The 12,565-nt window shown below is 32.6% G+C and carries 13 protein-coding genes; 11 read left to right on the forward strand and 2 right to left on the reverse strand.

All coding sequences use genetic code 11. From position 1 onward, the window contains the following. Positions 1 to 41 precede the first annotated feature (41 nt). From lipA to ED556_RS11205, 3 genes are read left to right on the forward strand one after another with little or no spacing between them, the layout of a single operon-like run. Positions 42 to 914: a lipoyl synthase gene (gene lipA, locus ED556_RS11195; protein ID WP_296323657.1), complete on the forward strand. Its 873-nt coding sequence runs from the start codon at positions 42 to 44 to the stop codon at positions 912 to 914. Next, complete coding sequence (gene gap / locus ED556_RS11200) at positions 914 to 1,930, forward strand: type I glyceraldehyde-3-phosphate dehydrogenase (RefSeq protein WP_296323659.1); 1,017 nt, start codon at positions 914 to 916, stop codon at positions 1,928 to 1,930. The genes lipA and gap overlap by 1 nt, the downstream gene beginning before the upstream one ends. 27 nt (positions 1,931 to 1,957) lie before the next feature. Next, entirely contained in the window at positions 1,958 to 4,180 is a 2,223-nt protein-coding gene (locus tag ED556_RS11205) for an ATP-binding protein (protein WP_296323662.1), read from the forward strand. A 3-nt stretch (positions 4,181 to 4,183) separates the two neighbouring features. Here the strand turns inward: ED556_RS11205 and lpxK are convergent, their stop codons facing one another. Continuing rightward, complete coding sequence (gene lpxK, locus ED556_RS11210; RefSeq protein WP_296323665.1) at positions 4,184 to 5,182, reverse strand: tetraacyldisaccharide 4'-kinase; 999 nt, start codon at positions 5,180 to 5,182, stop codon at positions 4,184 to 4,186. 180 nt (positions 5,183 to 5,362) lie between these two features. On the opposite strand from lpxK, the gene ED556_RS11215 reads away from it, so the two are divergent. From ED556_RS11215 to ED556_RS11250, 8 genes are all read left to right on the forward strand, one after another. After that, positions 5,363 to 6,457, forward strand: coding sequence for a Nif3-like dinuclear metal center hexameric protein (locus tag ED556_RS11215; protein WP_296323667.1), 1,095 nt, complete (start codon positions 5,363 to 5,365; stop codon positions 6,455 to 6,457). A 2-nt stretch (positions 6,458 to 6,459) separates the two neighbouring features. Beyond that, positions 6,460 to 7,242, forward strand: coding sequence for a C4-type zinc ribbon domain-containing protein (locus tag ED556_RS11220; protein WP_296323670.1), 783 nt, complete (start codon positions 6,460 to 6,462; stop codon positions 7,240 to 7,242). Between the two features lie 128 nt (positions 7,243 to 7,370). Then, positions 7,371 to 8,033, forward strand: a complete 663-nt coding sequence (gene msrA / locus ED556_RS11225; RefSeq protein ID WP_296323673.1) for a peptide-methionine (S)-S-oxide reductase MsrA — start codon at positions 7,371 to 7,373, stop codon at positions 8,031 to 8,033. 274 nt (positions 8,034 to 8,307) lie between these two features. Next, the gene (locus tag ED556_RS11230) at positions 8,308 to 9,930 is read left to right on the forward strand and encodes a hypothetical protein (RefSeq protein WP_296323676.1); all 1,623 of its coding nucleotides are present in this window, start codon (positions 8,308 to 8,310) and stop codon (positions 9,928 to 9,930) included. Beyond that, positions 9,920 to 10,549 carry a hypothetical protein gene (locus tag ED556_RS11235; RefSeq protein ID WP_296323679.1) on the forward strand — a complete coding sequence of 210 codons (630 nt, stop codon included), beginning with the start codon at positions 9,920 to 9,922 and terminating at the stop codon, positions 10,547 to 10,549. Before ED556_RS11230 ends, ED556_RS11235 begins: the two co-directional genes overlap by 11 nt. 49 nt (positions 10,550 to 10,598) lie before the next feature. Further along, a complete protein-coding gene (locus ED556_RS11240) occupies positions 10,599 to 10,781 on the forward strand; it encodes a hypothetical protein (RefSeq protein WP_296323682.1) in 183 nt (60 codons plus the stop codon). Then, entirely contained in the window at positions 10,747 to 11,166 is a 420-nt protein-coding gene (locus tag ED556_RS11245) for a hypothetical protein (RefSeq protein WP_296323685.1), read from the forward strand. Before ED556_RS11240 ends, ED556_RS11245 begins: the two co-directional genes overlap by 35 nt. Before the next feature lie 57 nt (positions 11,167 to 11,223). Beyond that, entirely contained in the window at positions 11,224 to 11,766 is a 543-nt protein-coding gene (locus ED556_RS11250; RefSeq protein WP_296323686.1) for a hypothetical protein, read from the forward strand. Here ED556_RS11250 and ED556_RS11255 read toward each other — a convergent pair. Further along, the gene (locus tag ED556_RS11255; RefSeq protein WP_296323689.1) at positions 11,756 to 12,562 is read right to left on the reverse strand and encodes a class I SAM-dependent methyltransferase; all 807 of its coding nucleotides are present in this window, start codon (positions 12,560 to 12,562) and stop codon (positions 11,756 to 11,758) included. The genes ED556_RS11250 and ED556_RS11255 overlap by 11 nt on opposite strands. Positions 12,563 to 12,565: the final 3 nt, after the last annotated feature.

A 12,565-nucleotide genomic window follows, 5' to 3' on the forward strand; every position in this document is an offset into this window, starting at 1 on the left:
AGTATTTACTTCGTATCTTTGTGTATTGAAATTAACGTTCAATGGAAACACATACAGCTTCAAATATATTACCTGAGCGTAAGCCTAAATGGCTTAGAGTTAAGTTACCTACTGGTAAAAAATATACCGAGTTAAGAAGTCTTGTAGACAAGTACAAATTAAATACGATTTGTACCTCAGGAAGTTGCCCAAATATGGGAGAATGTTGGGGAGAAGGCACCGCTACTTTCATGATCCTTGGTAACGTATGTACACGTTCTTGTGGCTTTTGTGGGGTAAAAACAGGCCGTCCAGAAACAGTAGATTGGGATGAACCAGAAAAAGTAGCACGTTCTATTAAAATCATGGACATTAAACATGCTGTTTTAACTAGTGTTGATAGAGATGATTTAAAAGACATGGGAAGCATCATGTGGGCTGAAACAGTAAAAGCTGTACGGCGCATGAATCCTAACACTACACTAGAAACACTTATTCCAGATTTTCAAGGTGTTGAAAGACATATCGACCGTATTATCGATGTGGCTCCTGAAGTTGTTTCGCACAATATAGAAACGGTTAGAAGACTTACTCGTGAAGTTAGAATACAAGCAAAATATGATCGTAGCATGGGTGTTTTAAAATACCTTAAACAACAAGGACAACGAAGAACAAAATCTGGTATAATGCTTGGTTTAGGTGAAGCGCGTGAAGAAGTTATCCAAACACTTCATGATTTAAGAGAAAATGATGTCGATGTTGTTACTATTGGTCAATACCTTCAACCAAGTAAAAAGCACTTGCCTGTTAGACGTTTTATTAATCCTGAAGAATTTGATGAGTACAAATCTATCGGCTTAGAATTAGGGTTTAGACATGTTGAAAGTAGTGCATTAGTGCGTTCCTCTTATAAAGCTCAAAAGCATATCAATTAATGATTACTGTTGCTATAAATGGTTTTGGACGAATCGGTAGGCGATTCTTCAGACTTGCATTGGATAATCCAAACATTAAGGTTGTCGCCATCAATGATTTAGCTGATGCCAAAACATTAAGCCACCTACTAAAATACGATAGTATTCATGGTGTTTTAAACAAAAATGTATCTCACAATGACAAGGGTATCACTGCAGATGAGACTACTATTCCTTTGCTAAACGAGCCTAAAATTGAGAACATTAACTGGTCTGCTTTTCAACCAGATTTTGTTTTAGAAGCTACCGGTAAATTTAAAACTAAAGCACAACTTAATCATCACATAAAAAATGGTGCCAAACGGGTTGTATTATCGGTACCACCTATTGATGATAGCATAAAGACAGTTGTTCTTGGTGTTAATGAACAGATTTTGGATGGTCACGAAAAGATAATCTCTAATGCTTCATGTACTACGAATAATGCTGCTCCGATGTTTGACTTAATTCACTCAAACTTTACTGTTACCCAAGCATACATAACTACTATTCATAGCTATACCACAGATCAAAGTTTGCATGATCAACCACATAGAGACTTGCGACGTGCTAGAGCTGCGGGACAATCTATTGTACCTACAACTACTGGAGCCGCAAAAGCACTTACAAAAATATTTCCTGACCTATCTGATGTTATAGGCGGTTGTGGAATAAGAGTTCCAGTACCTAATGGGTCATTAACAGATATAACTTTTAATGTTGAAAAAGAGGTATCTATTGAAACAGTAAATAGTCTTTTTAAAAATGCTGCTAATGGTAAGCTAAAACACATACTTCAATATACTGAAGATCCAATTGTATCCATTGATATAGTTGGAAATACACATTCTTGCATTTTTGATTCATTAATGACTTCGGTAATAGGGAACATGATAAAAATTATAGGCTGGTACGATAATGAGACAGGCTACAGCTCTAGATTAATTGACCTCATATGTAATTTATCGGAAAAAAATACACTTTTATCGAATAAATAATTATATTTGTTTGATAAATAGATTGTAATGTCCCAAATTAAACCTTACATATTCTTATTTTTTCTATGTTTTTTAGTCAATTTTGAAGCTCTATCGCAGTCAGAAATTGATATAGAAGAACCAGAAATAGCACTACAGCAAAACCTAGACCAAGCAAAGCTATTTTCTGAAAGAGGAGATTATACCAATGCAAAGGATAATCTTAAAAAAGCACTTGAAGTCGCCATTTCTTCTGATAACAAGAAAAGTGAAGGTACAATACATACCAAAATAGCTAAACTCGAATATCTGCTAAATCAACCAGAGCAGGCTATATCATCGCTGTCTAAAGCTATAAAAATTCAGAGAGAAATTAATGACAATACTAACCTTGGCTTAACCTATAATATTCAAGGAGTTATTCATAGCAACTTAAAACAGTACGATACGGCATTAAAATATTTTTCAAATGCCAGACAAAGTCTTCAGGAAAGAAATTCAGAGCAATATCTTGCCGAAGTTAACCTAAATGAAGCTAGGGTTTTTCTAAAACAAAGCAAAGACGAAGTAGCTCAAGAAAGACTTGAACGCGCCATACTTATTGCAAAAAAATACGATTTAAATCGGGTACTAAGTAGCAGTTATTTAAAAAATGCTGACATTTACTTTAGAAAAGAAGCCTACAATTTAGCTCTCGATCAAGCACAATCTGGACTTGATATTGCAATAGAAGCAAATTCTACAGATAATATTAATGATGCTTATTTAATATTGAGTAAAATTTACCAAAGTAAAAATCAATTTAAATCCGCTAATAATTATTTAAACAAGCACCTAAAACTTACAGATTCAATTTATAATTCTGAAAAAGAAAACTTTGTAGCAACAGGGATTCTAAAAAATTTGAATCCAGAAGATAAACAACTTGAGGACCAAGTATCAGAAGCAGAGACAAGCAGTAACCTAGCCAGAATTACAACGATTCTGAGTATATCCTTGATTACAATCTTATCCTTGTTAACACTCTCATTATACAAGAACAACAACATTAGGTTAAGGACAAACAATATGCTTCAAAAGAAAAACGATGAACTTATTGTTGCAAAAGAAAAGGCTGAGTTAGCTTCAAAAACTAAAGCAAACTTTTTATCAACTGTTACACACGAGCTTAGAACGCCACTTTATGCTGTTACAGGATTGACCAATTTATTACTAGATGAGGAACCAAAAGAAAAGCAGATTCCGCATCTTAAATCTTTGAAATTTTCTGGAGATTACCTTCTAACGTTTATTAATGATATCCTTCAGATAAATAAAATTGAAGCTAATAAGGTAGAGCTTGACCCAGAAGAGTTTAATCTTAAAGTAAAAATTGAAAACGTCATCGCGGCTTTAAACAACTCTGCCAAAGACAACAATACCAAAATTCATTTTGAGTACGAAGATAAATTACCTCAAACGTATGTGGGCGATCAACTTAAGATTTCACAGATACTTATTAATCTGCTTGGTAATGCTATTAAGTTTACAAAAGATGGTGATATCTGGGTAAGAGTTAATAAAAAGTCATCAAGGAAAGACACTTATAAATTGCATTTCGAAATCCAGGATAATGGTATTGGCATCTCTAAAGAAAAACAAGAACAAATGTTCGAAAGTTTCTCTCAAGGTTCCATTCAGATTAACAGGAAATATGGTGGTACTGGTTTAGGACTTTCTATTGTGAAAGGATTAATTAAGATTCTTGATGGTAAAATTTACCTGAAGAGTCAACTCGGGAAAGGTACAAGTTTCTTCTTCGAAATCCCTCTAAAGCACGTAGAACCTAAACAAAAGGAAGACGTTAAAAAAGAAAGTAAACACATCGAAAACATTAAATCATTGGACATAGAAAACATTAAAATTTTGGTGGTTGAGGATAACAAAATCAACCAGATGATTACAAAGAAGATCCTCAATAAAATGGGACTAGAATGTGATATTGTTGATAATGGAGAAGATGCCGTTGAAAAGGTAAGAAACATTGAATACAATGTTGTATTAATGGATATTCACATGCCAGGAATAAGTGGTTTAGAAGCTACTAAACGCATCCGTGGATTTAATAAAGAGCTTACCATTTTTGCCTTAACAGCTGTAACTCTTGAGGACAAAATGCATGAGTTTGAAGAAGCTGGTTTTGATGACATCATCTCTAAACCATTTAAGCAAGATACATTTGAGAAAAAATTGTTTGTTGCACTTTCAGAAAAAACTGAAGTCGCAGGTTAATTCTCATTCTACGAAGCTTTTAATCATCTCATTAAACCTTGAAGTTTTATCTATCATTAGCTCTATAGGTAAATAGTAAAGTTTACGTTGTAGGCTTTCTACTTCAAATAGCCGCATATAATCTTTCTCTGTTGTAAGTATTCTATCTTTTGTCTGTAATACTTCTATATCCTTAGGTGTAAAATTGTAATGATCACCATATTCTAAATGCTCAAAATCAGGAGATTTCGATTCTAAATATTTCACTAATGGTTGTGCATTAGCTATGCCTGTTACGAGTGTAAAATTTTTAAAGTCAGATAAGTTTTTAGAATCATTATTACTAAAAATAGTTTCAGAATATTTGATGTGACTAAAAAAGACCTCTTGATTAGAATTTGGTTTAATACCTTTCACTATGGTTTCCTTTTCTGAATCGGAAATAGTTTCAGGACATTTTGTAACTACAATGATATTGGCTCGTTTAGCGCCAGACCTAGGTTCTCTTAAATTTCCACTAGGTAAAACAACATCTTTGGTATAAAGATTATTATAAGCCGTAAGAAGAATATTTAAACCAGCTTTTACTTTACGATGCTGATACGCATCATCTAATAATATAACCTCGGGCTGCGGATTTAATCTTCTCAGCTCAGAAATACCATTTTGTCTGTTTTCATCAACTGCAACATATACATCATTAAACTTATGATAAAACTGAAAAGGTTCATCACCAAGCGTATGGACATTTACTGACTGGTCTGCCAACAAAAAACCACTAGAGACACGTTTGTATCCACGACTTAAAGTCGCTACTTTCTTATCTTTAGAAAGCAATCTTACGAGGTATTCTATCATTGGGGTTTTTCCTGTACCACCTGTACTAAGGTTACCAACACAAATCACAGGGAAATCGTAAGATTTTGATGTCATCTTCCCAGAATCGTAAAGTTTATTTCTTAACCATGTTGCAAAAAAGTAGATCGGCATAACAGGAAACAATAGGATTCTAAGAATTTTCATTTATTCAAAATTTTTATTCCATTAAAATGAAACAAATAAAAATTTTCTGCTGAAATCAACCGCAGAGCTTTCACATAAAAAAATTTATTTTTAGGGTTGATACAAAAAATAAATTTTGTTTATGCTCATTTCATGATAACGAAAGTAATATATATTTATATTTGATAAAACCCATATACAATGATTGTACAAGATGTTATTAACCATTTACACCATTTAGCGCCTCTAGCCTACGCCGAAGACTTTGATAATGTTGGTCTTTTGGTAGGTGATAAAAACCAGAAAATTACTGGTGTTTTGGTAACGCTTGATACACTTGAAGATGTGGTTGATGAGGCAATTGAGAAAAACTGTAACCTTATTGTGAGTTTTCATCCAATCATTTTTAAAGGTTTAAAAAAACTCACTGGTAAAAACTATGTAGAGCGTGTAGCCATCAAGGCTATAAGACATAATATTTCAATTTTTGCTATTCATACTGCGCTCGATAACGCTTTCCAAGGTGTTAATAGTATTATCTGTGATCAGCTTGAGCTTAAAAATAAACGCATTTTAATTCCACAAAAAGAGACTATAAAGAAGCTTACTACTTATGTTCCTAAGGCGAATGCAGAAGAATTAAGAACGCAACTGTTCGAAGCTGGAGCTGGTGATATTGGCAACTACGCTTCTTGTAGTTTTAATTCAGAAGGTAAAGGTACTTATAAAGGTAATGATGAATCTAACCCAACTATTGGCGTAAAAGGAAAGCTCCATACCGAAGATGAAACTATGGTTAGTGTTACCTATAAAAAACATGTAGAATCTAGTGTTCTAAAAGCGTTATTTGATGCCCATCCATACGAAGAAGTCGCTTATGAGGTGATCACATTAGAAAATACCAATCAAAAAATTGGCATGGGTATGATTGGCGAGCTTGATTCCGAGCAATCAGAACGTCAATTTTTGGGCTATGTAAAAGAAAAAATGAATGCTGGAGTTGTAAGGCATTCAAAATTATTAAACAAACCCGTAAAAAAAGTAGCCGTTTTAGGTGGCTCGGGTAGTTTTGCAATTGGTGCTGCAAAGGCTGCTGGTGCTGATGTTTTTATTACTGCAGACCTTAAATATCATGATTTTTTCAGTGCTGAAAATAAAATTGTTTTAGCAGATATTGGACACTATGAGAGCGAACAATTCACAAAAACGTTTTTAGTCGACTATCTCTCAAAAAAAATTACTAATTTTGCAATCATTTTATCAAACACAAATACAAATCCGGTAAAGTATTTATAACTATGGCAAAAAAAGCGGAAGCTACTGTAGAACAACGATTAAGAGCATTATACGATTTACAACTTATCGATTCTAGAGTAGACGAAATTAGAAACATCAGAGGTGAACTTCCTTTAGAAGTAAGAGATTTAGAAGACGATGTTGCTGGCCTAAATACAAGATTAGATAAATTAAACGACAATCTTGAAACCATTGACCAAGAGATTAAATCTAAGAAAAACTTAATTGAAGAATCTAAAGCTTTAATCAGCAAATACAACGAACAACAAAAGAACGTAAGAAATAACAGAGAGTATAATTCTTTAAGTAAAGAGATTGAGTTCCAAGAATTAGAAATTCAATTAGCTGAAAAACACATTAAAGAATTTAAAGCGCAAATTGAGCAGAAGAAAGAAGTTATTTCTGAAACTAAGGATAAATTAAAAGATCGTACTGAGCACTTAAAGCATAAGAAAAGTGAGTTAGACGAGATTCTTAAAGAGACTGAAAAAGAAGAAAAAGCTTTAATAGAAAAGTCTGAAGAATTCCAAAAGAAAATCGAAGAGCGTTTAGTTGTTGCGTACAAACGCATTAGAAACAACGTAAAAAATGGCCTTGCAGTTGTACCTATCGAAAGAGGTGCTTCTGGTGGTTCGTTCTTTACAATTCCACCACAAGTACAAGTAGAGATTGCAGCTCGTAAAAAAGTAATTACTGATGAGCATAGTGGTCGTATACTAGTGGATGCGGTTTTAGCACAAGAAGAAAAAGAAAAAATGGAAAAGTTATTTGCTAAGCTTAGCTAATAATTAACCCAATAGTAATTCTTAAAAGCCACTGAAATTTCAGTGGCTTTTGTTTTAGCATAATTTTAAAAAATGTCTTGTTAAGGAATCGTATTTTTATACGTCTATTGAAAAAGAAAATTAGAACCATGAAAAAACTAGTATACATTTTAACCGCAGCCTTATTATTTAGCTGTCATAATCAAGCACAAGTTAACCCGAAACAACAGGCAGTTATTGATGCTGATCCAGTTGTAGTACCACTAAAAAAAGGAAAAGCAAGAGCTTATTTTGCTAGTGGTTGTTTTTGGTGTGTAGAAGCTATTTACGAAAGCGTTGAAGGTGTAGAAGAATCCATAAGTGGCTACTCTGGCGGTTATACTAAAAACCCAACTTACGAGGCTAGTAATACTGGTAGAACCGGACATGCAGAGGCTGTAGAGATTATTTACGACCCAAACGTGGTGAGTTTTGCAACACTAGTAGATGTCTATTTTGCGTCTCAGAATCCTACACAGGTTAATGGCCAAGGTCCAGATCGAGGTTCGCAATATCGTTCTATCATTTTTTATCAAAATGATGAACAGAAAAAAATTATTGAAGAAAAGAAAGCGGCTTTAGCCAAAAAGTTAAATGCTAAAATTGCAGCAGAGGTATATCCGTTTCAAAAATTTTGGGTAGCTGAAGCTTACCATCAAAATTATGAACGTCTACATCCAAATCAAAGATATATACAAGGTGTATCCATACCGCGTTTAAGACGTTTTCAAGCCAAAATGCCTGAGGTCTTAAAAAAGAATGCTAAGCATTAAAGAACAAAAATTCAAACACTTAAAGCCAATAAACATTTTGTTGTATTGGCTTTTTTATTTTATACCAATTGATAAAAACTACACAAATAATTGAGTAGACGCACCAATTATTTTTACCTAAAATCTACAATTCTGTCCGCTTAACAAATAGTACGCGCCGTTAAAACGATGGCGCATTTTTTAAGCTTCATCTTGACTTAGTTTTACATATTACATCAGAACAACATGAGTTTAAATCTGAAATATAATACGCTGAATCAATCCCAAATTTTAGATGAAGAAAATAATTTTTAAGCTACTACTTATTTTTATATTAGGTAATACGATGCTATCCTGTGAAAGGGAGCCAACGCAAATTAATAACTGGACACCATTAGCACATGGCACAAATAATTTTATACAATGGGCTAATATTAATAACTTCCCAGAAGTTAAATCTTATGCTATTGAATTATCGAAATCTAGGCAATTGTTGCGTACCGAAAATGAAGTGTATTATACACTACTAGAACATATAGACGCTTATATATTTTCTGATACGCTAGGCACAACTTTTACCTTACCCATACAAAAGGTAAACCATTCGGAGTTTGGTTTTAGTAACTTAGTAATTAAATATGTTAACGGTCACCCTGAAGAAGAGTTTATACTTAACTATGTGCCAACTCAAGAGTATCTTAACAACTATGTAGATTATCACCAAACAGCATTTCAAGGTACAGTTGAGTACGAATCAATTGGTAATAGTGTTGGAAGAGCTCAACGTTTTTGTCAAATGGTTTCAAATACCTATTGTTGTTGGTCTTGGGGAAATGAGTGTGATGACACTCATGATGCCGGACCTAATTGTACACCAGCGTTTATGTGGACAGAAACTACTTTGGTTTGCCAAGAAGATCCTACAACAGTTATTATTGATGCAGGAGATGGAGGTGGCGGTGGAACAGGCACCGGTATGGAGCCAAATGATAATCCACATACCACACCAATACCTCCAGATACTTGTGAGAACCAAAGAGGTGATGTTGGGATTTCTACGGCTGATGGGTGTTTGAGTTCTGACTCCTGCATAGAACCTGTTGAAGGGGATATAAATCTAGATTGTGAATTAAGTGACTATGAATTATGCTTATTAGAACAGAATAATGAAAATATTTGCGATTGTGTTTTATCTGGCAATAGTACAGATTCATGTCTGTTTGATGAAAATATTAGTATAAATAATCTTGACAATGACTGTGCAAGGTTAATGATTCAAAATAATTTACTAGGTACTAGCGAAGGGGTCTATACAAACCTTTTGAATGATATCAGAAATATATTCTTTTATGATTCAGATGTTACTTTATTTTTCAGGGATGATGAAGATGTACCAGAAAATGCCCTTGCCGCTACAGATTTTGATGAACAAACTGCTATAGATAATGGAACATATAATATAATTATAACAGTTTCTGAAAATTATCTTAATAATAATCCAACAAAACTTTCTATTGCACTTGTATTAATACATGAAATGGTGCATGCAAAATTAATATATTCTTATCTTGAAGGTAATTTATTGGCACAGTATCCCCAATATACTACTTTAAAAGAAAGTTTTGATATTTTCCTAGAAAATAGGTCGTCAGAAAATGGGCAAATAGCATTAGATGAATCTCATAAAGCCATGGTAGATTTCATAGGTCAAATGTCATATTCTCTTTTCAAATATGCAGAACGTGTTGGTATGAACAATATTGACCACCAGTATTGTACAGATATTGTTAAAGGTTCTTTTTATCATACACCGGCAATGGAGGAAATCAATACAGGAAATAGCACAGCAGAAGACCTTAGAGATAAAACATATAATGAACAAGAAAACACTGAAAATGCTCTAGGAGATGATTGTTAATAACAAAAAAAATATTTTAGGATTTTTTCTTATCTACATATTATTCGCTTTATCATGTGTAGAAAAAACACATATTGATGATTATAAAATATTAGAATTTGTTTTAAATGAAAATAATTTCAAAATAGAAGACTCAATATTTTTTATAAATAACGCATCCAACAAGAGAGTAATAGATTTTTTTGGAGATAGAAATAAGGAGTTTTTTGTAATCCAACCTATTGCTAAAAATCAGATAGATGTTAAAACCAATGATAGTGTTATAGACTTTAATAGGAAATTAATCCAAAATATAAGTGAGATTAAGACTGATAATTACATAATCATGGGTAAGGGAATAAATAAAGACGCTGAAGAATTTTTAAAAGATACTTTTAACTATAAGATAATTGATAGTATTACATGGAATTTGAATGGCAGTCATAAAAATAATTTTTTGAGTGAAAGAGAGATTGCTCAAAAATCATTCTCTATTTCTAAACCATTATATAACTTAGATAAAAATAAATCAATTGTTTTTACAAAAAAATCAACAATTAGTTGGAGAGATAGGACACTTTATTTTTTAAAAAAAATTGATGATAAATGGATTTTAGTCTATAAAGAAAATAGAAAATGAGTCTCCTAAAGCTAAAGACTCAATTGATTGTAAATAAAAAAACTTATAGATGAAAAATATGTTAAAAACAGGAGCTATTTTATCCTCTTTAACCTTATTAGGATTCATATTGTTAACCTCTTTCAATAATCTTGATGAAGATATTATAGGTAGTTGGATACTTGAAAATGACACCGATAGCAAGTGGGTTTTTACAAATGAATATTGTTATTGGTATAACTTTAGAATGTAGTGACAAGATAGTTTCTCAGAATACAAAAAATTACAATCAATTAAAGAAAGAGTTCAGTATTAGAAAGAAAGATTTCAAGAAGATTAAAGACAATAAAGCGGTAATTAATGAACTCAAATTATCAGTCAAAGACTCTTTAACAAGAGAGAAAGCATCAGCTATTTTAGATTCTTTTTTTCGTTCAAATTATTCTCCAAAAAGACTATTAACAATTTTAGAAATAAATAGAGTTTTTGAAGGTAAAAATTATAGAGCCGTTAGTCTTAAAGATATAGATTCAAGTAAAGCATTATTTATTAACGATATAAAAGAGCTTGAAGAGTTTAAGAAAAAGTTCAAAGTTAAAGTGCATACAACTACAAAAGTAGACACTACAAAAAACTAACGATCAATAAAGTTTTAGAAAACTCAATAATTAAAAGCACAGTAAACCCACGAATTCATGAAAGAAGTAAAATTCATTTTAGCAATAGTAACTTTAATAATAGCATTTAATATTAGGCCTAGTAGTCATGAAATAAATACTACTCCAATCTGTTCGGAGACATATGTAGAAAATTCAGAAACTATAGACTCGGTAATAATTAAAGAATGTTTTTATAAAAATCATTTATTTAAATCTGTTGGAATTCCTGATTATAAAGGGAGATATTCGTATGAATATCAAATATTCAAGATAGTTGGTACTGACACTACAAAAACAAAAAACTCAAACTTTTTTAAAGATAAAACAAAACTGATTGAGGAACTACTTAATAAAAAACTAAAAGAAGACTATAATACTGACTTGAAGTATCCTGACTTAAAGAATTGTGTCAAGCAGATAAATTTTAGACATTTTAATTTAGACGAGTTTGGGGTTACTTTTATGAGTAAAGATATCATGGCGTTTCATATAGATTACAAAGGTGTTAGTGGCGCGTGTTTTAATGTTAGTGGAAACTCGGTGTTATTACACCTAAATTCTTTAAAAGTCATTGACTAGACTTAACCGCCTTCACCTCAAAAATCATAGGGAATAGTTGGTCTTTCATGGTATACATTCCATCATCACCTTTTACTAAATCTGGGAATACATCGTATGGGCTTTCGTCGTATTCGTTAAGATAATCAATAGTCAATCCTGCTTCAATAAGTGCATTGATCACTTCACCTAAGCCGTGATTCCAACCATATTCTTTACTTACCATATTCGAGCTTCCATCAGCATAAGTACCTTCGTATTCTTCATAAATAACCTCATCTTGGTTATAGTGATATTTCATCTTTGGCTTACCATCAGTATAATCGAACATCCATAAAATTGGGTGAAACTCAACCATATAGAACACGCCACCAGGTTTTAAGCGTTCAGCAATCATCTGTGCCCAAGGCTTTAAATCTGGCAACCAACCTATAACACCATAGCTCGTATACACAATATCAAACTGTTGAGAAATATGTTGTGATACATCCAAAACATTGCAGCACACAAATTCTGCATCTAACCCCAATTCAGTATTAAGTTGTTGCGCCAGTTTTATGCCTTCATCACTCAAGTCAACACCCATACATTTGGCACCCATACGACTCCAGCTTAACGTATCCTGACCAAAATGACATTGTAAATGCAACAAAGATTTACCATTAACATCACCCAAAGCTTTTAACTCATATGGCATCAAAGAGCTTTTACCAGACTTAAAAGCCTCCATATCATACATCTCGCTTTGTGCATGTACTGCAACCTTTCTATTCCAAGTGACTTTATTGGTTTCAAAATAATTAGTATTCTCGTTCATGGT

It is taken from the genome of Winogradskyella sp., from assembly GCF_003712105.1.
Lineage (GTDB): Bacteria > Bacteroidota > Bacteroidia > Flavobacteriales > Flavobacteriaceae > Winogradskyella.